The sequence below is a fragment of the Ancylobacter sp. IITR112 genome (genome assembly GCF_041415945.1).
In the GTDB taxonomy this organism is placed as follows: domain Bacteria; phylum Pseudomonadota; class Alphaproteobacteria; order Rhizobiales; family Xanthobacteraceae; genus Ancylobacter.
On sequence record NZ_JBGCUS010000001.1, the window covers coordinates 3,586,261 to 3,609,444 of the forward strand.

A 23,184-nucleotide genomic window follows, 5' to 3' on the forward strand; every position below is an offset into this window, starting at 1 on the left:
AGCTAAAAAATAGCCTTGTGATTGGAAAAGCCTATCGGCCGATGGGCTTTCAGGAGAGATCACGGGGAGGGCCACGATGAATATGGAGCTCTCGCGCCGTACGTTCCTCAAAACGTCGGGGGCCGGCCTTGCCGGTACCACGTTGGGTGCCTTCGGCTTCAGCGAGGCGGAGGCGGCCGTCGCCGCTGCCGTGAAGCCGTTCCACCTGGTGAACACCACGGAAGCGCGAAACACCTGCACCTACTGCTCGGTCGCCTGCGGCATCATCATCTATTCCAAGGGTGACCTGAAGAAAGGCGAGAAGGCCGACATCGTCCATATCGAGGGCGACGCCGACCATCCGACCAATCGCGGCACGCTCTGCCCCAAGGGCGCGGCGCTGCGCGACATCGTGAAGTCGCCGACGCGCCTGACCCAGCCGATGATCCGCAAGGCGGGCGCCGACAGCTTCGAGCCGATCTCCTGGGACGCGGCGCTCGACAAGATCGCCCGCGCGATGAAGGACGACCGCGACGCCAATTTCGTCGCGACAAACCAGGACGGCGTGACCGTCAATCGCTGGCTCACCGCCGGCTTCCTCGCGGCCTCCGCGACCACCAACGAGACGGCGTTCGCGACCTACAAGGTCGTGCGCTCGACCGGCATATTGGCGTTCGATAACCAAGCGCGTGTCTGACACGGCCCGACGGTGGCGAGTCTCGCCCCAACTTTTGGCCGTGGAGCAATGACCAACGCCTGGACGGACATCAAGAACACCGACCTCGTGGTCATCATGGGCGGCAATGCCGCCGAAGCACATCCGTGCGGATTCAAATGGGTCACCGAGGCGAAAGCCAACCGTGGCGCCAAGCTCATCGTCGTCGACCCGCGCTACAACCGCTCGGCCTCGGTGGCGGATTTCTATGCGCCGATCCGCCAGGGGTCGGACATCGTCTTCCTCATGGCCCTGATCAATTACTGCATCAGCAATGACAAGGTGCAGTGGGACTATGTGAAGCCCTTCACCAATGCCAGCTTCGTCGTGCGCGAGGGCTATGGCTACCAGGACGGGCTGTTCACCGGCTATGACGAGGAAAAGCGCGACTATAACCGCGACACATGGGAATATGAGATCGGCCCGGACGGCTATGCCGTGGTCGACGACACGCTGCAGAATCCGCGCTGCGTGTGGAATCTGCTGAAGCAGCACGTCGCCATTTACACGCCTGAGATGGTGGAGCGCGTCTGCGGCACACCGAAGGACGCCTTCCTCAAGGTGGCCGAGATGGTGGCGGAATGCTCGACGCCGACCAAGACCATGACGAGCATGTACGCGCTCGGCTGGACCCAGCATTCCAAGGGCGCGCAGAATATTCGCGGCATGGCGATGCTGCAGCTCGTGCTCGGCAATATCGGCGTGCGCGGCGGCGGCATGAACGCTCTGCGCGGGCATTCCAACATCCAGGGGCTGACCGATCTCGGGCTGATGAGCAACCTCATCCCCGGCTATCTCAACATCCCCACCCAGAAGGAACCGGACTTCACCACCTATATGTCGACGCGGGCCTTCAAGCCGCTGCGGCCGAACCAGACGAGCTACTGGCAGAACTACCGCAAGTTCTTCGTCAGCTTCATGAAGTCCATGTACGGCCCGGCCGCAACGGCGGAGAATGACTGGGCCTATAACTACCTGCCCAAGCTCGATGTCGCCAGCTACGACGTGCTGCGCATCTTCGAGATGATGAAGCAGGGCAAGGTGAACCTCTATTTCTGCCAGGGGTTCAACCCGCTGCAGGCCTTCCCTGACAAGGGCAAGCTCGCCGCCGGCCTCGCCAAGCTGAAGCTGCTGGTCATCATGGACCCGCTTGAGACCGAGACCGCCCGTTTCTGGGAGGATCACGGCACCTTCAACAAGGTGAGCCCGGCGGACATCAAGACCGAGGTGATCCAGCTTCCCACCACCTGCTTCGCCGAAGACGAAGGCTCGCTGGTCAATTCCGGCCGCTGGCTGCAATGGCACTGGCCCGGCGGCTCGCCTCCGGGCGAGGCGAAGACCGACACCTGGATCATGGCGCAGATTCATCTGCGGCTGAAGGCGCTGTACCAGAAGGAAGGCGGCGCCTTCCCCGATCCGATCGTCAACCTCAACTGGTCCTACAAGGACCCGGGCGAGCCGACGCCGGAAGAACTGGCGAAGGAGATGAACGGGTCGGTGCTGGTCGATGTCTTCGACCCCGCCGATCCGACCAAGAAGATCCTGGAGGCCGGCAAGCAGCTTTCCGGCTTCGGCCAGATGCGCGACGACGGCACCACGGCGGGCGGCTGCTGGATCTTCTCCGGCTGCTGGACCGAGGCCGGCAACATGATGGCGCGGCGGGACAATTCCGATCCCGGCGACGCCGGCATGTTCCTCAAATGGTCCTATTCCTGGCCGGCCAACCGGCGCGTGCTCTACAACCGCGCCTCCTGCGACCTCGACGGCAAGCCGTGGGACCCCTCGCGCAAGCTGATCGAGTGGGACGGCGCCAAATGGACCGGCTACGACGTGCCGGACATCGCCCCCACCGCCAAGCCGAGGGATGTCGGCCCCTTCATCATGAACCCCGAGGGCACCTCGCGGCTCTGGGTGCGCAAGATGATGCGGGACGGACCGTTCCCGGTGCATTACGAGCCGTTCGAAAGCCCGGTCGCCAATGTCATCGCGCCGAAGATCCGCGGCAACCCGGTGGCGCGCGTGTTCAAGGACGATTGGAAGAGCTTCGCCGACATTGGCGATCCCAACTTCCCCTATGCCGGCACCTCCTACCGTCTCACCGAGCATTTCCACTACTGGACCAAGAACAACCATGTGAACTCGGTCCTGCAGCCGGAACAGTTCGTGGAGATTTCCGAGGAACTGGCGAAGGAAAAGGGCATCGCGCTCGGCGGCTGGGTGCGGGTGTGGTCGAAGCGCGGCGAGCTCTACGCCAAGGCGGTCGTCACCAAGCGCATCAAGCCGATGACCATTGACGGCAAGACGGTGCACATCGTCGGCGTGCCGATCCACTGGGGTTTCGTCGGCTCGGCCCGCAAGGGCTTCCCCGCCAACACGCTCACCCCCTTCGTCGGGGACGCGAATATCGAGACCCCGGAGTTCAAGGCGTTCATGGTCAACATCGAGCCCTCCACCGGGCCGGTGGTGGCATAGGGAGGCGGCATCATGTTTCCTGCGATCCCCAATCCCAACGTCGCCACCGACGCCGCCACTCCGCGCTTCGGCGAGAAGGACATTCTCCGCCGCAGCGCTTCCACGGTCACGCCGCCCGCTGAGCGGCTGACCGAGGTGGCCAAGCTGATCGATGTCTCCAAATGCATCGGCTGCAAGGCCTGCCAGGCCGCGTGCCTGGAATGGAACAACCTCACCGAGGAGATCGGCTTCAACCACGGGATCTACACCAATCCCATGGACCTGACGCCGGACACCTTCACGCTGATGCGCTTTACCGAATGGGTGAACCCCGAGACGGACAATCTCGAATGGCTCATCCGCAAGGATGGCTGCATGCATTGCGAGGATCCGGGCTGCCTCAAGGCCTGCCCGGCTCCCGGCGCCATCGTGCAGTATTCCAACGGCATCGTGGACTTCCAGCACGACAACTGCATTGGCTGCGGCTACTGCATCAAGGGCTGCCCGTTCAACATCCCGCGCATCTCCAAGGTCGACCACACTGCCTATAAATGCACGCTCTGCTCCGACCGTGTCGCCGTCGGCCAGGGCCCGGCCTGCCAGAAGGCATGCCCGACCCAGGCCATCGTCTTCGGCACCAAGGACGAGATGAAGGAGTGGGCCGACTTCCGCATCAAGGACCTGAAGTCGCGCGGCTTCGAGAACGCCGGCCTCTACGATCCGCCGGGCGTGGGCGGCACCCATGTGATGTATGTGCTGCACCATGCCGACACGCCGTCCATCTATGCCGGCCTGCCGGACAATCCGCGCATCTCGCCCATTGTCGATGCGTGGAAGGGCGTGACCAAATATGTCGGCCTCGCCGTGATGGGCTTCGCCGCCGCCGCCGGCTTCCTGCATTATGTCGTCGCCGGGCCGAACAAGGTGTCGGAAGAGGATGAGGAGAATGCCGAGCGGCTCGCCGACGGCACCCCGCCGCCGCCGACCGCCGCCTCGGCCGGCCACAGCGAGGGGAGGACGCCATGAGCGCCAGCAACCTCAAGACCCCGCAGGCGGGCCACCTGCCGGACGATGTGGAACCGGGCGACGCCGTTCGCCCGGGCCACCCGGTCCAGGTGTCGCGCTACACCGTCGGCGCGCGCATCAACCACTGGATCACGGCGCTGAGCCTGATCCTGCTGGCGCTGTCGGGCCTCGCCCTGTTCACGCCGAGCCTGTTCTTCCTCACCGGCCTGTTCGGCGGCGGGCAATGGACGCGGGCGATCCATCCCTGGATCGGCGTGGTGCTGTTCTTCTCCTTCGCGGGGCTGTTCCTGCGCTTCTGGAAGGCCAATCTTCCCGCGCGCGAGGATGGCACCTGGCTCGCCCGCATCAGTGACGTGCTGCGCGGGCGGGAGGAGCGGCTGCCGGAAATCGGCAAGTACAATGCCGGTCAGAAATTCGTCTTCTGGGGTATGTCGGCCCTCATCGTCATCCTCATCGCCAGCGGCGTGGTGATGTGGGACCAGTATTTCTACCCCTACACCAGCATCGAGCAGAAGCGCGTCGCCATCCTCGTTCATTCCATTGCGGCGGTGGCGATCATCTGCGTGTGGATCATCCATGTCTATGCCGCCATCTGGGTCAAGGGCACCATTGGCGCCATGACCCGGGGCAAGGTCACCGGCGGCTGGGCGTGGCGCCACCACCGCAAATGGCTGCGTGAACTGGTCGGCACCCGGCCGGGCAAGCGCCCGCCGACGCCGGCGGAATAGCGCGCTCGCTGTCGTCCCCGTCCCGGACGCCTGCCTGTCCGGGGCGGGGCCCTTCCGTTCCACGTGGCCCGTGCGGTTCGTGAGGTTGAGTGATGTCGCAGAACCTTCAGCCCGATCCCAGCGTGATCGGCACCGTCTCCACCCCGCCCTTCGCGGTGCTGCCCGACCCCGCGCATCTGTTCGGTGTGCGGGCGAAGCGGCTGCGCACTTATGCGGCGGTGAGCCCGCTCAAGCCCTATCTCGATTTCGTCGCCGGCCTTATCGAGGCGCAGCAGGCCATCGTGCCGTCCCTGCCGCCGGTGGAGGCGCCCGACCCGGAGAAGCTGGAGCAGGCCCGCGCCTTCGAAATGCCAGCGCTGGAGCGCGCCGCCACCCGGCTCGACGACACGCTGGAGTCCACGCTCGACCAGTTGTTCGACGCCGCTGCCGGCGTGAGCATGCCGGAAGAAGCCGGGCAGGCGCTCACCCGCGTGCGCCTCGCCGATGGCGCCGTGCGGGCGCAGATGGTGCGCGACGTGCTGGCGCATGATCTGCCGGTGGAGCGCCTCGCCGAGCATGTCTATGTCGCCGCCGGGCTTCAGGTGCATTTCGCCCGTCTTGCCGCGACGCTCGACGCGAAAAAGCTGGTGCCGGTGGGCGATGGCGTGTGCCCGGCCTGCGGCGGGCCGCCGGTGGCCTCGCTCATCGTCGAATGGCCGAACGCCCATGGCAACCGCTTCTGCGCCTGCTCGCTCTGTTCGACGCTGTGGAACTATGTCCGCATCCGCTGCTGCGCCTGTGGCACCACCAAGGGCATCGGCTATCAGGAAATCGACGGCAGCCCCGGCACGGTGAAGGCGGAAACCTGCGACGAGTGCCGCACCTATGTGAAGGTGATGTACCAGAACAAGGATGTCACCATCGAGCCGGTGGCGGACGATATCGGCACGCTGGGGCTCGATCTGATGATGCGGCAGGGGCCCTATCGCCGCGCCGCCTTCAATCCCTTCCTGCTCGGCTATTGAGGGCGTGGCCATGGACGCGCCCTCCCGTCCCGCCTCCCCCAGCCCGCGCGACCTGCCCTCGGTCGACCGCGTGCTCGCCACGCCCGCCGGCCAGAGCGCGGTGGAGATGTTCGGCCGCGCCCCGGCCACCTCGGCCATCCGCGCCGCGCTGCAGGAACTGCGCGCCTGCCTGTTGGCGGGCCGGCTCGCGGCCCTGCCCTCGGCCGACCATGTCGCTCTCGCCGCCACCGAGGCGCTGGAGCGTGGCGCCCGCTCGCGCCTGCGCCCGGTCTACAATCTCACCGGCACGGTGCTGCACACCAATCTCGGCCGCGCCGTGCTGTCGGAAGAAGCGGTGGAAGCAGCGACGCAGGCCATGCGCGCCGCCGTGGCGCTGGAATATGACCTCGCCACCGGCAAGCGCGGCGAGCGCGACGACCATGTGCGCGACCTGCTGATCGACCTCACCGGGGCGGAAGACGCCACCGTGGTCAATAACAACGCCGCCGCCGTGCTTCTCGTGCTGAACACGCTGGGCCTCGGACGCGAGGCCATCGTCTCGCGCGGCGAACTGATCGAGATCGGCGGCGCCTTCCGCATGCCTGACATCATGGCCCGCGCGGGGGTGAAGCTCGTCGAGGTCGGGACCACCAACCGCACGCACTCCCGGGACTATGCCGGCGCGCTGAACGAGGCGACCGGGCTGGTGCTGAAGGTGCACACCTCGAACTACCGCATCGAGGGCTTCACCAAGGAAGTGCCGGCGCGGGAGCTGGCGGAGATGGCCCGGGCGCGCGGCGTGCCGCTCGTCAATGATCTCGGCTCCGGCACGCTTTTCGATCTCGCCCGCCTCGGCCTCGCCCATGAACCCACGGTGCGGGAGGCGGTGGCGGAGGGGGCGGACATCGTCACCTTTTCCGGCGACAAGTTGCTCGGCGGGCCGCAGACCGGCTTCATCGTCGGCCGTGCCGACCTTATCGCCGCCATCAACAGGAACCCGATGAAGCGGGCGCTGCGGGTCGACAAGATCCGCCTCGCCGCGCTGGAAGCGACGTTGAAGCTCTACCGCGACCCGGAGCGGCTCGCCGCGCGCCTGCCGACGTTGCGGCTGCTGGCGCGCACCCGAGCGGAGATCGCCGCCCGCGCCCATGAACTGGCCGAGCCGGTCGCCGCGGCACTCGGCGAGGAATTCGACATCGAGATCGTCGACTGCACCAGCCAGATCGGCTCCGGCGCGCTGCCGCTGGAAACCCTGCCCAGCGCCGGCTTCGCCATCCGCCCGGCGGCGGAAGCTTCCGGCGGGCGGCTCAACGCGCTGGCGGGCGCGCTGCGCGCCCTGCCCGCCCCGGTCATCGGCCGCATCAGCGAGGGCGCGCTGATTCTCGACCTGCGCTGCCTGGAGGACGAGGCCGGCTTCCTCGCCAGCCTCGCCGGTCTTGAGGTGCCGGCATGATCATCGGCACCGCCGGCCATATCGACCATGGCAAGACCGCGCTGGTCGGCGCGCTGACCGGCACCGACACCGACCGGCTGAAGGAGGAGAAGGCGCGCGGCATCTCCATCGACCTCGGCTTCGCCTATCTCGCCACCGAGGCCGGCACGCTTGGCTTCATCGACGTGCCCGGCCATGAGAAGTTCATCCACACCATGCTGGCAGGGGCGAGCGGCATCGACATGGCGCTGCTCGTTGTCGCCGCCGATGACGGGGTGATGCCGCAGACCCGCGAGCATCTCGCGCTCATCGAGCTGCTCGGCATCTCCCACGGCCTGGTGGCGCTGACCAAGGCCGATCTCGCCGATGCCGACCGCCGCGCCGCGGTGACGGCGGAGATCGCCGCCCTGCTCGACGGCACGGCGCTGGCGGGCGCGCCGGTTCTCCCCGTCTCCGCCCGCACCGGCGAGGGTATGGAGACGTTGCGCGCGGCACTGATCGACGCCGCCCGCCAGTCCGAGACCCGCCCGGCGGAGGGACGTTTTCGCCTCGCGGTGGACCGCAGCTTCACCCTCGCCGGTGCCGGAACCGTCGTCACCGGCACCGTGCTGTCCGGCCGGGTCCGCGTCGGCGATCCGCTCATGGTCAGCCCATCCGGCCTGCCCGCGCGGCTGCGCTCGCTGCACGCGCAGAACCGCAAGGCGGAGGAAGGCCGCGCCGGCGAACGCTGCGCGCTCAACCTCGCCGGCGAGGCGATCCGGCCGGAGGCGATCAAGCGCGGCGACATGGTGCTCACCCCCGCGCTGCATGCCCCCACCGAGCGCATCGACGCCACGCTCACCGTGCTGGCGAGCGAGCCGAAACCGCTCGGTGCCTGGTTTCCGGTGCGCTTCCACCACGGCGCGAGCGAGATCGGGGGGCGGTTGGTCCCGCTCTCCGACGACACAATCGCCCCCGGCACGACCGGCCTCGTGCAGATCGTGCTGGAACGGCCCATCGCCGCCGCCGTGGGCGACCGTTATGTCATTCGCGACACCTCGGCGCAGCGCAGCATCGGCGGCGGTCGTCTCATCGACCTGCGCGCCCCGGCCCGCAAACGCCGCGCTCCCGCGCGCCTTGCCCAGCTCGCCGCGCTGCGCGAAGCCGACCCGTACGCTGCGGTGACCGGCCTGCTGGCGGTGCCGCCCCATCATCTCGACCTCGCCGCCTTCGCCCGCGACCGGGCGCTTGCGGCGCAGGCGCCGGAGGACATCGCCGCGCGGCTCGGCCTCACCGTCCTCGCCAGTGGCGACACGTTGACCGTGCTCTCCCCCGCGCATTGGTTGGCGTACACGCAAGCGCTGCGCACGGAACTGGCGCAGTTCCACGCGGCCAATTCCGACCTGCCCGGCATCGGCGCGGAAAAGTTGCGCCTCGCCCTCGTCCCGCGCCTCGTCCGGCCCGTCTTCTCCGAGGCGCTGCACCGGCTCGCCGAGGCCGGCGCGCTGGTGCGCGAGGGGGCCTGGGTGCGGCTTCCCGACCATGAGGTGCGCCTCACCGATGGCGACGAGGCGCTGTGGGCGCGTATCGCCCCGGCCCTCGGCGGCACTGGCCGCTTCCGCCCCCCGCGCGTACGCGACCTGGCCGCGCTCACGGGCGAGGCGGAGAGCGAGATCCGCCGGCTGATGAAGTTGCTCGCCCGCATGGGCAAGGTGGACGAAGTGGCGCATGACCATTTCTTCCTCCGCCCCACCCTGGCGGAGATGGTGGCGCTCGCCGAGGCGCTGGCGCAGGCCGCGCCGGGCCGGGACTTCACCGCCTCCGCCTTCCGCGACCGCATCGAGGCCGGCGGCCACGCCGTCGGCCGCAAGGTGGCGATCCAGATTCTCGAATGTCTCGACCGCCACGGCGTCACCCTGCGGCGTGGCGATCTGCGCCGCATCAACCGCCACCGGCTGGACCTGTTCGGGGCGATCGACGACACTGCTACGCCCGCCCCCGCCCGGGGCGCGGACATGCCTTCTGGAAGAGCGTTACCTCCGGTGAGGTATCCGGACTTCAAATCCGGAAGGGGCCGCGAGACGGTCCCTGGTGGGTTCGACTCCCACTCTCTTCCGCCACCCCCCTCGCCGCCGGGCTCTGGCCCGAGCCAGTAGAGTTTCGCTGTCCGACCCGGCGGAGGCCCTCACCCCATGGCCGGCGTCGGCGCGCCGGTAAGCTCGGCCTCCTCCGCTTCCAGCGCTGCCCGCTGGCGCCGCGCGGCGGCCGCGTCGGCCCGTCGCTTATAGATCTCATAGGCGATGGCGCCGATCACCGTCACCGCCACGATCACCACCGCCAGCGCGGAGATGGCGGGCGTCGAGCCCTGCCGCACCCGCCCGGCGAGCACGGTGGTCAGGGTCTTGTCGGAGAGGATGGCAAAGGTGGTGGTGTTGTAGTTCTCGAAAGAGGAGAGGAAGGCCAGCACCGCCGCCGAGGCCAGCGCCGGCTTGAGGAAGGGCAGCAATATGTGGTGGAACACCTGCGGGTAGCTCGCCCCGAGGTCCAGCGCCGCCTCTTCCTGCGAGCGGTCGAAGCGCTGCAGCCGGGCGAGGATGATCAGCATGCAATAGGCGGAGATGAAGCTCGCCTGGCCCAGAACGGTCAGCACCACGCCGTCATAGAGAAAGCGCGTGCCGGTCTGCCCGGTGAACTGACGCCAGAACACCACGGTGGAAATGCCGATGATGATGCCGGGAGTGAGCACCGGCGAGACGACGACGAGATAATAGAGCGAGCGCACCCGCGGCTGGATCTGCGTCATGATGATGGCGCCGGCGAGCCCGATCGGCACGGAAATGCACACCACCAGCAGCCCGATCCACAGGCTCATCCTCAGGCCGGTCATCATGTCCTGGTCGGCGAACAGCGCCGCGAACCAGTCGAGAGTCAGCCCCTCGATCGGCCAGACCTGCGGGTATTGCGGGGTGTTGAAGGCGGATACCGCCATCACCGCCAACGGCCCCAGCAGATAGAGGAAGAAGATCACCGTGTAGAGCGCGAACATCACCCGCTGGAACGGACCCGGAATCATCGCGTGATTTCTCCAAGGCTGAGCCGGAACGCCTTGAGCACCACCAGCACGAACAGAATGCAGCTCACCAGCAGGATGAAGGCATAAGCCGCCCCCTGCGGCCAATTGAAGGCCTGGTAGAAGCGATCATAGACGATGGGGGTGAACCACAGCGTGCGCGGCCCGCCCAGCACGAGGGGCGCCGCCAGCGCCCCGGCGGTGAGCATGAATACCAGCGTGCAGCCCGAGGCGATGCCCGGCTTGGCATGCGGCAGCACGATGAAGGCGTGGATGTGCCACCACGGCGCCCCGAGATCCCGCGCCGCCTCCACCTGATTCTTGTCCAGGCTTTCAATGGCGTTGTAGAGCGGGAAGATCATCATCAGGAGATAGGCGTAGGAAAGGCCCATATAGAGCCCGACATCGGCCCCGAGGAAGTCGATCGGCTCGGAGGTGAGGCCCGCGCCCATCAGCATCTGGTTGATGATGCCACCGGAGGAGAGCAGCACCCGGAAGGCGAAGGCGCGCAGGATCTCGTTCACCCAATAGGGCAAAATCAGCAGCAGCAGCAGGATGCGCAGCCGCGCCGCGCTCGCCGACTGTGCCATGTGGAAAGCCAGCGGGTAGCAGATGGCGAAATTGATCAGGGTGATGATGATGCTCACCCCGATGGTGAGGAAGAAGGCCTTGATGTGCAGCCAGTTCCATTCGGCGGTGGAGGTGGTGGAGCCGAACAGGAAGTAGCGGTAATTCTCCAGCGTGTAGAGGTCCTTCGGCCCGCCCATCTGCGAGGGCGGCAGCTTCGGGCGGAACGACATGTCCACCATGGCGAGCTGCGGCAGCAGGATGATGAAGAAGGCCCAGAAGCCGACAGCGAGAACGAGATAGAGCCCGACTGCGAGGCCGTTGCGCTGGAAGAAGCCGGGGCCGGTCGCCACGCCCATGCGCCGCTCATAGGCGCTCAGCGCGAAGAACAGCACAACGACCGCCAGCGGCAGGCCGAAGACGAAGGCGAGGCTGCCATTCATCGCGCCTGTCCTTCCCCCAGGGCCAGCACCAGCCCATCCGCGGCGGTGAAGCCGAGCCGCAGTTCTTCGCCGACGCTGGGCAGCGGCACGCCGGCGCCGACGCTCGCCGTCACCTTCTGCCCGCTCTTCGCCCGCAGCGTGATGTGGGTGACGCTGCCCTCATAGGCGACATCCAGCGCCTCGCCGGTGAAGCCGGCGGTGCCGCCATTGGCGCGCAGCCGCATTGCTTCCGGCCGCACGAACAGCAGCGCCTCCTGCCCGATACCCAGCCCCACCGGGTTGCGCCCTTTCAGCGTGCCGAGCGGCGTGTCGAGCGTAGCGAAGCCCTCTTCCACATGGCTCACCCGCCCGCGAATGCGGTTGTTCTCGCCGACGAAGGAGGCGACGAAGGGCGTGCGTGGCTCGGCATAAACGGCGCGGCCATCGCCGACCTGCTCGATCACGCCGGCATTCATGACAGCGATGCGGTCCGACATGGTCAGCGCCTCGCCCTGGTCATGGGTGATGTAGATGAAGGTGATGCCGACCCGCTTCTGGATGGCGCGCAATTCGCTGCGCATATGCTGGCGCAGCTTGAGGTCGAGCGCGGAGAGCGGCTCGTCCAGCAGCAGCACAGAAGGCTCCACCGCCAGCGCCCGGGCGATGGCGACGCGCTGCTTCTGGCCGCCGGAAAGTTCCGACACCTTCTTGTGGCCGTGCTCGGCGAGCGCGACCTGGATCAGCAGGTTCTTCACCTTCTCGTCGCGCTCGTGCCGGGGAACGCCGCGCACCCTGAGGCCGTAGCCGATATTCTCCGCCACCGTCATCATCGGGAACAGGGCGAGATTCTGGAAGATCAGCGCGGTCGGCCGCTTGTTCGGGCCGATGCCCTTCATGTCCTGGCCACCGATCTTCACCTGCCCCCGCGTGGGCTCGATGAAGCCGGAAATGGTGCGCAGAAGTGTGGTCTTGCCGCAGCCGGACGGGCCGAGGAAGGAGAAGAACTCGCCCGGCTCGATGGTGAGGTTCGCCTCCCTGACGGCGACGAAATCGCCGAAGGTGACATTGACGCCCTCAAGCTCGACGGCAGCGGCCATGCGGATTTCCTGTACTCGGGGAAGAGGCGGGCGAAGAGGTCGCCCGGGTGCCGCTCACGGCCGGAGAGGTCCGGCCGTGAGGCAGCGCGTCGGTCGGCGAAGCTCACGCCGCCTTGAACTTCTCGGCATACTGGGTGCGCAGCTCGGCGTACCAGGACGGCTCCGGCGGACGGCTCCACAGATTGTCGAGCGCGTTGCCGGGATAGGCCTCGGCGAAGTTCTTCTTGGCGACTTCGGTCAGGAAGGCATCGGCGCCCTTCACGACCGGGTTGTAGCCCGAGCCATTGGCGACCATGGCCGATATCTCGGGCGTGTGGATGAAGTTGATGAACTCATAAGCCTGCGCCGTGTTCTTGGCCGCCTTGGTCATCGACCAGCCGTCGATCCAGGTAATGGCGCCTTCCTGCGGGGCCATGTAGTTCACCGGCTTGCCGTCCTTCTTCAGCGACAGCGGCGGGCCGTCCCAGGTCTGGCCGATGACGCAGCCATTTTCCATGAAGCCGGACTTGGTGTTGTCGGCGGAATCCCAGAACTGCTTGACCTGCGCCTTGTTCTCGATGGCGAAGGCGAGGATGGGGTCGTAGATCTTCTTCATCGTCGCCTCGTCCTTGAAGGCGTCGAGCATGCGGTTGGAGGGCAGCTTGCCGGTCTTGTCCCACCACAGGCCGATGCCGAGCAGCAGCGAGTGCGGGCGGCCCTGCATCTTGCCCTTGAACTCCGGCGCCCACAGCGTGCCGTAGCTCAGCGTCGGGTATTCCAGCGTGGCGAGGTCGGTGCGCCAGGCGATCGCCTCCGAGCCCCAGCAATGCGGCACATGGTAGAGCCCGCCATCCCAGGTCCACACGCTGGTGGAGCCTTCCATCATCGCCGGCAGCACCTGGTCGAGCTTCAGCTTGGAGAGGTCATAGGGGGCGAGCACGCCGAGTTCCTTGAACTGGGGCGCACGGTCGCGCGTCGGCGCGCACAGGTCGAAGCCCTCGCCCTCGGTGGCCTGCAGCTTGTTGATCTGCTCCTCATTCTGCGAGAACGGGGTGGAGTTGACCTTGATGCCGGTCTTCTTGGTGAATTCCGGGATCACCGGCTCGGGCAGTTCGTCCGCCCAGTTGAGCAGGTTCAGCTCGCCGGAGGAGGAGAAGGCGTCGCGCACCAGATAGGGCCCGGCGGCCACCATGGTGCCGGCCGCGAGCGCGCCCTTGAACAGCACGCGGCGGGTGAAGCTGCGGGCGGCGAGCAGCGTCTCGATCGACGAATTGGTCGGCTCTGTCTTCTTCGTCACGGCGTTCCCCTCGGGATGGCATGGACCGGGGGGAGGTGGAGCATGAAATATGCCAGCGCCGCGCGCCCGTCGCTGCGTTGCACAAAAGCGACGAACCCCTTGTCCGCTGCCGACGCCGGCACCCTGCTGCCGCGCTTTTCGGCAGGCGCGCTTGCCGCACTGCACGCGAAACGGGCGCCGCCCTCACCGCAGCGCGGCGAGCACGTCCCCGGCGAGCGCGTGCACATCGTCCCGATGCCCGGTGCGGCCGGAGGGGGCGTCTGTCGTGGAGGTCATGACAAGCGAGACGCCGCGTTCCGGCACCACATAGAGCATCTGCCCGCCATAGCCCCAGCCATAATGCGCGCGCGCGCCGTCGATCGCCCTTGTGAACCAGCCATAGCCATAGGCGTCGCCGGTGAAGCGCGATTGCGTGCGCGCCTGCCAGCATTGGGCGATCCACGCTTCCGGGATCACCTGTTCCCCGGCCCGGTTGCGCCCGCTATTGCGGCAGGTTTCAGTGAAGGCGAGCAGCGAGGTCGGCCGCATCGCCATCTGGTTGCCGCCGAAATAAATGCCCTGAGGATCGCGCTCCCAATCGGCGATTTCGAAGCCCTCGATTGGCCCGAGCCAATCCCGCGCCAGCGCCAGCGTCGAGCGCCCGCTCGCCCGGGTGAGGATGGCGGAGACGAGATGCGAGGAGCCGGTGGAATAGAGCATCTGCCCACCCGGTTCATCGACAAAAGGCCGCGCCAGCGCGGCGCGCACCCAGTTGGGGCTGGCGATCCACGCGCCATAAAAGGCGCCAGAGGTGCGCTCCAGCCCCGCCTGCATGGAGAGAAGGTTGCCGAGCGTGATCTCATAAAGGCGCGGGTCGGGGTCGGCAGGCAGGTCGGCCTTCAGCAGCGGGGCGATCTTCTGCTCCGTCCCCTCCAGCACGCCTTTATCAATGGCGATGCCGGCGAGCATGGCAAGAATGCTTTTCGAGGCGGATTTGATGTTGGTCGGCCGGTCCACCCGCCCGCCGCTATAGCCGCGCGCGGCCAGCGTTTCGCCGTTCCGGCTGACCAGCACGGTGCGCAAGGGTTCGAGCGTGCCGGCGCGGTCGAGCACCGCGTTCAGCGCGGGAGGGGCGGCGTCAGGCGCGGGCGCATCTTGTGCAAGGCCGAGGCGCGGGGTGAGCAGAAGCAGCGGAGCGGCAAGCAGGGAACGACGGTGCATGCCGGAGAAGATAGGGCGGGCGCGGGGGATGTGGGGTCACGAAGGGGGGAGTGAGGGGTGGCTTAAATGCCTGTCATCGCCCACGTGCACCACCGGCAATTGCTTCAATGATTTTGCCTTTAAGACAGAGACAAACGGGATAATCGGCGGTCGCAAATCTGATTCTAGGCAAAAGCGCAAGCCTCCTCGACTCCGGAGTATCCCTATAAAGAGCCCTAATTATCACTTCTATAGATGATAGAAGCACCTTCCCTTTAATTGTCTCTCTACCAACGCCACCTAGATCACGCCATCTTTCGGATATTATACTTCTATTATCTCCAGAAATTCCGGATATTGCAGCCGCTAACGCGTTATTGAAATCGCGCTCAATTTCTCTTGCATCCATATTAACAATTGCTTGTTCAATAAATGACTTGGCAACTTCCCTATCTACTCCAAAGGAGACAGAAATATGTTCATCATTTACAAATGATGCCTCAATATCTGATCCGGGCGTGATCCACACGGGAATATCGTTCGCAATATACCCTTTCTTTTCACACCAAGCTGTACAATCTTCATCAGACATGAAATCACGGTCACGATGCACAAGCACGCCGATACCAAGAGCTTTTCTTAATTTCGCCAATGCCTCTCCACTCGGCAATCCACCTGCTCCAAATGTTGGCCAGACAAGTACCTTTCTGCTAAGATCCGGCCATTGAGATATCAGAGATTGCATCAAATTTATCTTCTCATCTTCTGAAAAGAGTATTATCTCCTTATCTAAGGCGCCCCACCCCATTCTCAGACGAATTCGCTGCTCGTCTTCAGAACGTATTAAGCCATCATTTATCCAATGAACCCTAGTTTCGGCCCCGCACGCACGAACTAAATTAGGCGAATGTGTGGTAAGTAGAAATTGCGTATCAGGAAATTGAACCGCCGCCTCTTCAATTGATTTGATTAAAAGCTCTTGAGTTCCGGGATGCAAATGCGCATCTGGCTCATCGATCAAGAGAAGTCTCGGTTTAAATTTCAATAAATAAGCAAAAATCTGTACAACTTGAAGAAAGCCCGTTCCCGCCATCTCAAGCGGCTTGCGCTGCTGGGCTATATTTTTACCTGGGGCCTTCATATCCGGCGTCCAGAACTGTGCATCGATGTTTACATCACGCAATCTGTCAAACTTAACCCAAAATCGAACTCCATTTATAACCTTACCAACCCAACTATTCAGCTCATTTAGCTCCGTGTAACCAGAACCAGACCCAGTTCCTGCCAAGTCAAGCAAGATATGACGGAGAACAGAACCCCCTTCGCCAGAAGCTGCTCGTCGATGCAACACTGGACTTGCTAGAACTGTTTCTACCTCTGCAAGGCCAGCCAGGCCTGGGATATATGCAGTCTGCGGCTGTTCATCTGTAAGTGCTGTAGCTAGCGGACCCGAAATTACGGTCCGAGCTCCTGCTTCATTGCGCGCAGCATTTATACTAATGACAGTTTCATTACCGTGATCGTCAATGAATCCGACCTTTATTTTTGGAAGGTCTTCCTTGTTTTGGATTCGCTTCTTATGCGCGAGCTCAAGGAACTCCCTACTCGGAGTGTAGTCCATTTGTTCAAGAGTAGTCTTACCGCTGGCGTCCCTCAGAGTTGCACAGCGTATCGACCAATGGACGGCCTTCAATATTGAGGATTTTCCAGAACCATTAGCCCCGACTAAAACGGTTACTGGACCCAGATCTATTGAAACCCTCTCATTCAGGCGCATAAAATTTTCGACAAAAACCGTCTTCAGCATCTGCTTCCACGCGAGTCGGGCTTTGGAAGGTTACCATCGCATACGAGCGTGCGATTACAAGACTCACCCACCCCCCAGCACCAGATCATCCCGGTGCACCATCGCGGTGCGGCCCTCGAACCCCGTGATCCCGGCGATCTCGTCCGATGAGCGGCCCTTGAGCCGTTCGGCGTGGTCGTGGTCATAGGCCACCAGCCCGCGGCCGACTTCCGCCCCGTCCGGCCCGCGCAGCACCACCGCGTCGCCACGCGAGAACGTGCCCTCAATCCGCGTCACCCCCGCCGGCAGCAGCGAGGAGCCCCGGCGCAGCGCCGCCACCGCGCCGGCGTCGAGATGCAGCACGCCGCGCGGTTCCAGCGCGCCGGCGATCCAGCGCTTGCGCGAGGCCACCGGGTTCGCGGGGGCGAGGAACCAGGTGCAGCGCGCCCCGGTCTCGATGGCGCGGATCGGGTTCTTCACCTTGCCGGACGCGATCACCATATGCGCGCCCGCCGTGGTGGCAATCTTGCCCGCCTCGATCTTGGTCTTCATGCCGCCGCGCGACAGCTCCGTGCCGGCGCCGCCGGCCATGGCCTCGATCTCCGCCGTGATGCGCGGCACCACGGGGATGAGCCGGGCCTCGGGGTCTTCATTCGGCGGGGCGGTGTAGAGCCCGTCAATATCCGAGAGCAGGATGAGCAAATCGGCGCTGGTCATGCCGGCGACGCGGGCGGCGAGCCGGTCATTGTCGCCATAGCGGATTTCCGAGGTCGCCACCGTGTCGTTCTCGTTGATGACGGGGACGACCTTCAGCTCCATGAGCTTCGCGATGGTCGAGCGGGCGTTGAGATAGCGCCGCCGCTCCTCGGTGTCGCCCAGGGTGATGAGGATCTGCCCGGCGGCGACGCCTTCATGCGCGAGGGCTTCCGACCAGGCGCGCGCCAGCGCGATCTGCCCCACGGCGGCGGCGGCCTGGCTTTCCTCCAGCTTCAGCGGCCGGCGCGGCAGGCCCAGCACATTGCGCCCGAGCGCGATGGCGCCTGAGGAGACCACCAGCACCTCCCGCCCCTCGCGGTGGAGATGGGCCACATCTTCCGCCAGCGCCGCCAGCCAGGCATGGCGCAGCGCGCCGCGCGCGGAATCCACCAGCAGGGCCGAGCCGACCTTGACCACGATGCGGCGGAAGCCGGCAAGCTGCGGCGCGGCGGGGGTCGCCTCAGGAACGGCAAGGGCGTTGGCGGCGGCGTCGGTGGAAAGGGTCATCGCGGCGGGCTTCGATCAGAGGGAGACGGCGGGCTACATACGCCGATTTGGCCGGCAAGGCGCGGGGAATTGTCAGCCCGGCGTCATCCCGGACGGCCGCACGGCCGATCCGGGATCGTGCGTGGTGGAGAGCCCCCTCACGGGCGCCAGGGTTCCGGCACCACCTTGTCGGCTTCTTCCGCGCGACCCTCGTCGATGATGCCGAGCAGCGCACGCAGCGCCTCGCGCACGCCCTCGCCGGTGGCGGCGGAAAGCGCCAGCGGCTTCTTCTTCGCCGCGCGCTTCAGCCGGTCCATCTGCGCCTTCAGCGTCTCGGCATCGAGCGAATCGATCTTGGTGAGGGCGACGATCTCCGGCTTGTCCTCCAGGCCGGCGCCATAGGCGTCGAGCTCGGCGCGCACGGTCTTGTAGGCCTTGCCGGCATGCTCGCTGGTGCCGTCGACAAGGTGCAGCAGCACGCGGCAGCGCTCGATATGGGCGAGGAACCGGTCGCCGAGGCCGACGCCCTCATGCGCACCCTCGATGAGACCGGGAATGTCGGCGAGGACGAATTCGCGCCCGTCCACCTTCACGACGCCGAGGCCGGGGTGGAGCGTGGTGAAGGGATAGTCCGCCACCTTGGGCTTGGCCGCGGTGGTGGCGGCGAGGAAGGTCGACTTGCCGGCATTGGGCAGGCCGACAAGGCCGGCATCGGCGATCAGCTTGAGACGCAGGATGATCCAGCGCTCCTCGCCCTCCTGGCCGGGATTGGCGCGGCGCGGGGCCTGGTTGGTCGAGGTCTGGAAATGCGCGTTGCCGAAGCCGCCATTGCCGCCTTTCAGGAAGCGGATGCGCTGGCCGACCTCGGTCAGATCGGCCAGAACGGTCTCACCGTCCTCCTCAAGAACCTCGGTGCCCGCCGGCACTTTTAGCACAACATCGTCGCCTTTGGCCCCGGCGCGGTTCTTTCCCATGCCGTAGCCGCCTTTTTTGGCTTTGAAGTGCTGTTGGTAGCGGTAGTCGATGAGCGTGTTGAGCCCATCGACACACTCGATCCACACATCCCCCCCCCTCCCCCCATCGCCGCCGTCGGGGCCGCCGAATTCGATGAATTTCTCGCGCCGGAACGAGAGGCAGCCCGCGCCGCCATCGCCGGCGCGGACATAAATCTTGGCCTGGTCAAGAAACTTCATCGGTACGGCTCAACGTTGCGGGCGCCCACGGGGCGGGAGCCCTCCAAGACTAACAAAAGGTCGGTTCAATGCCGAACGGCATCAAGCTCGTGCAGCCGCGCTGGCTGGGTGGCGCCCCAGGCGCGCAGCGAGGTCCATAGCCGCCGCTCCAGGCGGAAGCGATCGACTGGCACCGAGGCGCCGATCGCTCGCACCCGGGCGAGCCCCACGCCGGTCCACTGGAAGCCGCACTTCTCCAGCACGCCGCGCGAGGCCGGATTGACGACCCGGGCGGAGGCGACCAAGGCAGGCAGATTGCGGTCGGCGAAAGCGTGGTCGATCAGCGCCCGCACCGCTTCGGTCGCGATCCCGTGGTCCCAATAGGGCTCGCCGAGCCAGTAGCCGATCTCCGGCACGTCCTCGTCACGGCGGTTGAAGCCGCACATGCCGACCGGGATCGCCGGCCCGAAACCGGCCGCATCGGGAAAACGCAGTGCACCCGCGTTCTTCAGGAAGATCGCGAAGGTTGCCGCCTGCGGCCCGCCCGGCAGGTTGGCGACAAAGGAAGCCGCATCCGCCATGCCGTAGGGATGGGGAATGTTCGCCGTCATCTCCGCCACCTTTCGGTTGTCGGCGAGTTCGGCGATCCACGTCATGTCCTCGATCCGGGGCACGCGCAGCACAAGGCGGCCGGTTTCGAGGACGGCGGTACTGCTCTCGACGAGGGGTGACCCGAGGGTCGCTTCGACAATGGTCATCTGAGGGCTCCTGGGACCGGAACGACGAAGGGGAGGCGGTTTCCTCGCCTCCCCTGTCGGGTACCCCGGGTGTCCGTCACGGACGTTCGGGAAATCCTTCCGGTCGGGCGAGACCGGCGGGATTTCCAAGAACCCTCACCGGCTTTATTCGGCGGCCTCGGCGGCCGGAATGACGGATACGTACGTGCGGGAATTAGCTTTGGCTCGGAACTCGACTCGGCCGTCAATCAGCGCAAAGAGGGTATGGTCTTTGCCCATGCCGACATTGGTGCCGGGATGCCAAGTGGTGCCGCGTTGACGCACGATGATGTTGCCGGCCACGACCTTCTCGCTGCCGAACTTCTTCACGCCAAGACGGCGACCGGCCGAGTCGCGACCGTTGCGGGAGGAACCGCCTGCCTTCTTATGAGCCATGTTGCTCTCCTACTTTCCTAGCTGGCGGTCTCAGGCGCCGGTAATCGAGGTCACGCGGACGACGGTGAAGTCCTGCCGGTGGCCGATCTTGCGACGCGAATTCTGACGGCGACGTTTCTTGAAGGCAATGACCTTCGCGCCGCGGGTGTGCTTGACAACCTCAAGGGTCACGGAAGCGCCGTCCACGAGGGGAGCGCCGACCTTCGGGCTGTCGCCGCCGAGCATGAGCACCGGCAGGGTCACGGAGGCGCCAGCCTCGGCTTCGATCTTGCCGACGGTGACGAGGGCATCGGGGGCGACGCGATACTGCTTGCCACCCGTCTTGATGACCGCGAACATGTTTTGTCCTTTCGTTCGATGCCGGCCTCCGGCGTTGCCGCCTGGACCGGCTTCTTTCGGTCGGTTGATGAAGCGCAGGGGACACAGCATCCCACCACGCAGGCCGGCTCCTTACAAAGCGAGCCCTCTGCTGTCAAGGAAAAGCGCCCGTCGCCGGGTGGCGACAGAGCCTGCGTAGCCCTGCCGCCACAGTGCCCGGGGGCTCGCAGGCCAATGGCGCAACCAGGGCGGCGCGGCTATCGTGCGCGCCCCGCGCCCAGCCCGAGGATGCTTGGATGACCGATGCCGCCGACTCTTCGCCGTCCGCTCAGGCCCTCTCCGGCATCCGCGTGCTCGATCTTTCCCGCGTCCTCGCCGGTCCATGGGCGACGCAAGCCCTTGGTGATCTCGGCGCCGAGGTGGTCAAGATCGAAAAGCCCGGCGAGGGCGATGACACGCGCGGCTGGGGCCCGCCCTGGCTGGCGGACGGTGAGGGCAAGCCGACACGCGAGAGTGCCTATTTTCTCGCCGCGAACCGAAACAAGCGCTCGGTGACCATCGACATGGCGCGGCCCGAAGGTCAGGCGCTGATCCACGCTCTGGCGCGCGACAGCGACGTGGTGGTCGAGAATTTCAAGGTCGGCGGCCTGAAGCGCTACGGGCTGGACTATGACAGCCTCGCCGCGCTGAACCCGCGCCTCATCTATTGCTCCATCACCGGCTTCGGGCAGGACGGGCCGGAAGCGGGCCGGGCCGGCTATGATTTCATGATCCAGGGCATGTCCGGCCTGATGTCGGTGACTGGAGCTCCCGAGAGCGAGCCACAGAAAGTGGGCGTCGCCTTGGTCGACATCCTCACCGGACTGAATGCCACCATCGCCATTCTCGCGGCGCTGGAACAGCGCCACCGGAGCGGGCGCGGTCAGAGGATTGATATCGCCTTGTTCGATGTCGCGGTGGCGAGCCTCGCCAACCAGGCGCTGAACTTCCTTGTCGGTGGCAGCGCACCGCGCCGGCTGGGCAATGCCCACCCGAACATCGTGCCCTATCAGGCTTTCGAGACGGCCGACGGCCACCTCATCCTTGCGGTCGGCAACGACGCGCAATTCGCCCGCTTCTGTCGCCTCGCTGACCTCGCTTCACTGGCGGAAGACGCACGCTACGCCACCAATCGCGAGCGGGTGGCGCATCGTGACACGCTCGTGCCGCTGATCGCCGCGGCGCTGAAACGGCAGACCACCGCCGAATGGCTCGCCATGCTGGACACCGCCGGCGTCCCCGCCGGGCCGATCAACACCATCGCCCAGGCTTTCGCCGAGCCGCAGGCGCTGGCGCGGGGATTGGCAACCGCGCTCCCTCATGCGCTCGGCGGCACCGCCCCCGGTGTGCGCAGCCCGCTCCGTCTCGCCGATTCACCGACGAGCGACGCCACGGCCCCGCCCCTCCTCGGCCAGCACACGGACGAGGTGCTGGAGGAGCGGCTTGGCCTGTCGCCGAGGGAACGGCAGGCACTGCGCGCGGCCGGCATCATCTGAGACGCGCCGCCGGCAGGCTGAGCCGGCCGGCGGCGTGCGCCCTATTGGCTCTTCGCCTTGGCGAGGAAGGAGCCGTCGAAGGTCTTCGACAGGTCGATCTTGGCCGGGTCGATCTTGGGATCAGTGGTGGTGATGAGGTTCAGCGCGCTCTTCATGCTCGCCATGTCGATGTTGCCATCGGTCGAATAGGACTGGCGCGAGGCGTTGAACGCCTTGATGTAGAGTTCCTTGTCGCCGAGCCAGTATTCCTGCGGCACGTTCGCCGCCACTTCTTCCGGCGTCGCCTTTTCAAGCCACTTCAGCGTCTTGTAGAAAGCGTTGGTCAGCGCCTGCACCGTGTTCGGGTTGGCCTTGATGAAACTCTCCTTCAGGTAGAGCACGGCCGCCGGGTTCTGGCCGCCGAACACCGCCTCGGTACCGGCCGTGGTGCGAGTGTCGACGAGGATCTTCAACTCGCCCATATCCTCCAGCTTGGAGATGACGGGATCGAGATGCGAGATGGCGTCGATCTCGCCCTTCTGCATCGCCGCCACCGCGGAGGCACCGCCGCCCACACCGATGAAGGAGGCGTCGTCCGGCGACATGCCGTTTTTGATCATCAGATATTGGACGAGGATATAGGTCGAGGATCCCGGAGCGGTGACGCCGATCTTGGCGCCCTTGAGGTCCGCTACAGATTTGATGGTCTCGGCTTTATCCTTGCTCACGCCGACGACAATGCCGGGATAGCGGCCGAGGTCGATGACGGCGCGGATGTCCTGCTTCTTGTCCTGCATGCGGATCGTGTGCTCATAGGCGCCCGTCACCGCATCCACCGAGCCGCCGATCAACGCCTGCAGCGACTTTGAGCCGCCGCCAAAGTCGTTAATCTCGACAGTAAGACCTTCGTCCTTGAAGTAGCCGAGCCGTTCCGTCAGCGTCAGCGGGAGGTAATACAGCAGTGGCTTGCCACCGACGCCAATGGTGAGGTTCGGCTTCTCGATCTCGCCCGCCCGGGCCGCACCCAGGGCGGGAACGAGCAGGCAGGCCGCCAGCAACAGGCTTCGCAGTTTCAT

The 23,184-nt window shown here is 65.6% G+C and carries 18 protein-coding genes, 1 tRNA gene and 1 pseudogene; 8 read left to right on the top strand and 12 right to left on the bottom strand.

What is annotated here, in order from left to right:
- Positions 1–76 precede the first annotated feature (76 nt).
- The 7 genes and pseudogenes from fdnG to AAC979_RS17100 all read left to right on the top strand — a co-directional run bounded on the left by fdnG (position 77) and on the right by AAC979_RS17100 (position 9,413).
- Positions 77–3,166, top strand: coding sequence for a formate dehydrogenase-N subunit alpha (fdnG, locus tag AAC979_RS17070; RefSeq protein ID WP_371348093.1), 3,090 nt, complete (start codon positions 77–79; stop codon positions 3,164–3,166).
- Between the two features lie 12 nt (positions 3,167–3,178).
- Positions 3,179–4,171, top strand: coding sequence for a formate dehydrogenase subunit beta (gene fdxH, locus AAC979_RS17075; RefSeq protein ID WP_371348094.1), 993 nt, complete (start codon positions 3,179–3,181; stop codon positions 4,169–4,171).
- Positions 4,168–4,899, top strand: coding sequence for a formate dehydrogenase subunit gamma (locus AAC979_RS17080; protein WP_371348095.1), 732 nt, complete (start codon positions 4,168–4,170; stop codon positions 4,897–4,899). Before fdxH ends, AAC979_RS17080 begins: the two co-directional genes overlap by 4 nt.
- A gap of 92 nt (positions 4,900–4,991) precedes the next feature.
- On the top strand, positions 4,992–5,903 hold the full coding sequence (gene fdhE, locus AAC979_RS17085; protein ID WP_371348096.1) for a formate dehydrogenase accessory protein FdhE: 912 nt from the start codon (positions 4,992–4,994) through the stop codon (positions 5,901–5,903).
- A gap of 10 nt (positions 5,904–5,913) precedes the next feature.
- A complete protein-coding gene (gene selA / locus AAC979_RS17090) occupies positions 5,914–7,335 on the top strand; it encodes an L-seryl-tRNA(Sec) selenium transferase (protein WP_371348097.1) in 1,422 nt (473 codons plus the stop codon).
- Positions 7,332–9,179, top strand: a pseudogene (gene selB / locus AAC979_RS17095) (selenocysteine-specific translation elongation factor); the annotation flags it as partial. The gene selA and the pseudogene selB, both read left to right, overlap by 4 nt.
- 138 nt (positions 9,180–9,317) lie before the next feature.
- Positions 9,318–9,413 (top strand) — tRNA-Sec (locus AAC979_RS17100).
- Positions 9,414–9,478: 65 nt separating this feature from the next.
- Here the strand turns inward: AAC979_RS17100 and AAC979_RS17105 are convergent.
- From AAC979_RS17105 to rplU, 11 genes are all read right to left on the bottom strand, one after another.
- The gene (locus AAC979_RS17105; protein WP_371348098.1) at positions 9,479–10,366 is read right to left on the bottom strand and encodes an ABC transporter permease; all 888 of its coding nucleotides are present in this window, start codon (positions 10,364–10,366) and stop codon (positions 9,479–9,481) included.
- Positions 10,363–11,373 (bottom strand): ABC transporter permease, encoded by a 1,011-nt coding sequence (locus tag AAC979_RS17110; RefSeq protein ID WP_371348099.1) that lies wholly within the window; start codon positions 11,371–11,373, stop codon positions 10,363–10,365. Before AAC979_RS17110 ends, AAC979_RS17105 begins: the two co-directional genes overlap by 4 nt.
- Positions 11,370–12,449 carry an ABC transporter ATP-binding protein gene (locus tag AAC979_RS17115; protein WP_371348100.1) on the bottom strand — a complete coding sequence of 360 codons (1,080 nt, stop codon included), beginning with the start codon at positions 12,447–12,449 and terminating at the stop codon, positions 11,370–11,372. Before AAC979_RS17115 ends, AAC979_RS17110 begins: the two co-directional genes overlap by 4 nt.
- Before the next feature lie 103 nt (positions 12,450–12,552).
- Entirely contained in the window at positions 12,553–13,725 is a 1,173-nt protein-coding gene (locus tag AAC979_RS17120) for an extracellular solute-binding protein (RefSeq protein ID WP_371348101.1), read from the bottom strand.
- Positions 13,726–13,908: 183 nt separating this feature from the next.
- On the bottom strand, positions 13,909–14,925 hold the full coding sequence (locus tag AAC979_RS17125) for a serine hydrolase domain-containing protein (protein ID WP_371348102.1): 1,017 nt from the start codon (positions 14,923–14,925) through the stop codon (positions 13,909–13,911).
- Between the two features lie 73 nt (positions 14,926–14,998).
- Positions 14,999–16,711 carry an ATP-dependent endonuclease gene (locus tag AAC979_RS17130; RefSeq protein ID WP_371348103.1) on the bottom strand — a complete coding sequence of 571 codons (1,713 nt, stop codon included), beginning with the start codon at positions 16,709–16,711 and terminating at the stop codon, positions 14,999–15,001.
- Between the two features lie 63 nt (positions 16,712–16,774).
- Positions 16,775–17,953: a glutamate 5-kinase gene (gene proB, locus AAC979_RS17135; protein WP_371348104.1), complete on the bottom strand. Its 1,179-nt coding sequence runs from the start codon at positions 17,951–17,953 to the stop codon at positions 16,775–16,777.
- A 137-nt stretch (positions 17,954–18,090) separates the two neighbouring features.
- Positions 18,091–19,125 carry a GTPase ObgE gene (gene obgE / locus AAC979_RS17140; protein ID WP_371348105.1) on the bottom strand — a complete coding sequence of 345 codons (1,035 nt, stop codon included), beginning with the start codon at positions 19,123–19,125 and terminating at the stop codon, positions 18,091–18,093.
- A gap of 65 nt (positions 19,126–19,190) precedes the next feature.
- Positions 19,191–19,862 (bottom strand): GNAT family N-acetyltransferase, encoded by a 672-nt coding sequence (locus tag AAC979_RS17145; RefSeq protein WP_371348106.1) that lies wholly within the window; start codon positions 19,860–19,862, stop codon positions 19,191–19,193.
- Positions 19,863–20,006: 144 nt separating this feature from the next.
- On the bottom strand, positions 20,007–20,276 hold the full coding sequence (gene rpmA, locus AAC979_RS17150; RefSeq protein ID WP_244450154.1) for a 50S ribosomal protein L27: 270 nt from the start codon (positions 20,274–20,276) through the stop codon (positions 20,007–20,009).
- A 30-nt stretch (positions 20,277–20,306) separates the two neighbouring features.
- Positions 20,307–20,615, bottom strand: a complete 309-nt coding sequence (gene rplU / locus AAC979_RS17155) for a 50S ribosomal protein L21 (protein WP_307022695.1) — start codon at positions 20,613–20,615, stop codon at positions 20,307–20,309.
- Between the two features lie 275 nt (positions 20,616–20,890).
- On the opposite strand from rplU, the gene AAC979_RS17160 reads away from it, so the two are divergent.
- Complete coding sequence (locus AAC979_RS17160; protein ID WP_371348107.1) at positions 20,891–22,129, top strand: CaiB/BaiF CoA transferase family protein; 1,239 nt, start codon at positions 20,891–20,893, stop codon at positions 22,127–22,129.
- A 41-nt stretch (positions 22,130–22,170) separates the two neighbouring features.
- Here the strand turns inward: AAC979_RS17160 and AAC979_RS17165 are convergent, their stop codons facing one another.
- Entirely contained in the window at positions 22,171–23,184 is a 1,014-nt protein-coding gene (locus AAC979_RS17165) for an ABC transporter substrate-binding protein (RefSeq protein WP_371348108.1), read from the bottom strand.

Coding starts and splice junctions, on each gene's coding strand:
- fdxH (WP_371348094.1), top strand. CDS start 3,179: ATGTTTCCTGCGATCCCCAATCCCAACGTCGCCACCGACGCCGCCACT.
- AAC979_RS17080 (WP_371348095.1), top strand. CDS start 4,168: ATGAGCGCCAGCAACCTCAAGACCCCGCAGGCGGGCCACCTGCCGGAC.
- fdhE (WP_371348096.1), top strand. CDS start 4,992: ATGTCGCAGAACCTTCAGCCCGATCCCAGCGTGATCGGCACCGTCTCC.
- selA (WP_371348097.1), top strand. CDS start 5,914: ATGGACGCGCCCTCCCGTCCCGCCTCCCCCAGCCCGCGCGACCTGCCC.
- AAC979_RS17105 (WP_371348098.1), bottom strand. CDS start 10,366: ATGATTCCGGGTCCGTTCCAGCGGGTGATGTTCGCGCTCTACACGGTG.
- AAC979_RS17110 (WP_371348099.1), bottom strand. CDS start 11,373: ATGAATGGCAGCCTCGCCTTCGTCTTCGGCCTGCCGCTGGCGGTCGTT.
- AAC979_RS17115 (WP_371348100.1), bottom strand. CDS start 12,449: ATGGCCGCTGCCGTCGAGCTTGAGGGCGTCAATGTCACCTTCGGCGAT.
- AAC979_RS17125 (WP_371348102.1), bottom strand. CDS start 14,925: ATGCACCGTCGTTCCCTGCTTGCCGCTCCGCTGCTTCTGCTCACCCCG.
- AAC979_RS17130 (WP_371348103.1), bottom strand. CDS start 16,711: ATGCTGAAGACGGTTTTTGTCGAAAATTTTATGCGCCTGAATGAGAGG.
- proB (WP_371348104.1), bottom strand. CDS start 17,953: ATGACCCTTTCCACCGACGCCGCCGCCAACGCCCTTGCCGTTCCTGAG.
- obgE (WP_371348105.1), bottom strand. CDS start 19,125: ATGAAGTTTCTTGACCAGGCCAAGATTTATGTCCGCGCCGGCGATGGC.
- AAC979_RS17145 (WP_371348106.1), bottom strand. CDS start 19,862: ATGACCATTGTCGAAGCGACCCTCGGGTCACCCCTCGTCGAGAGCAGT.
- rpmA (WP_244450154.1), bottom strand. CDS start 20,276: ATGGCTCATAAGAAGGCAGGCGGTTCCTCCCGCAACGGTCGCGACTCG.
- rplU (WP_307022695.1), bottom strand. CDS start 20,615: ATGTTCGCGGTCATCAAGACGGGTGGCAAGCAGTATCGCGTCGCCCCC.
- AAC979_RS17160 (WP_371348107.1), top strand. CDS start 20,891: ATGACCGATGCCGCCGACTCTTCGCCGTCCGCTCAGGCCCTCTCCGGC.
- AAC979_RS17165 (WP_371348108.1), bottom strand. CDS start 23,184: ATGAAACTGCGAAGCCTGTTGCTGGCGGCCTGCCTGCTCGTTCCCGCC.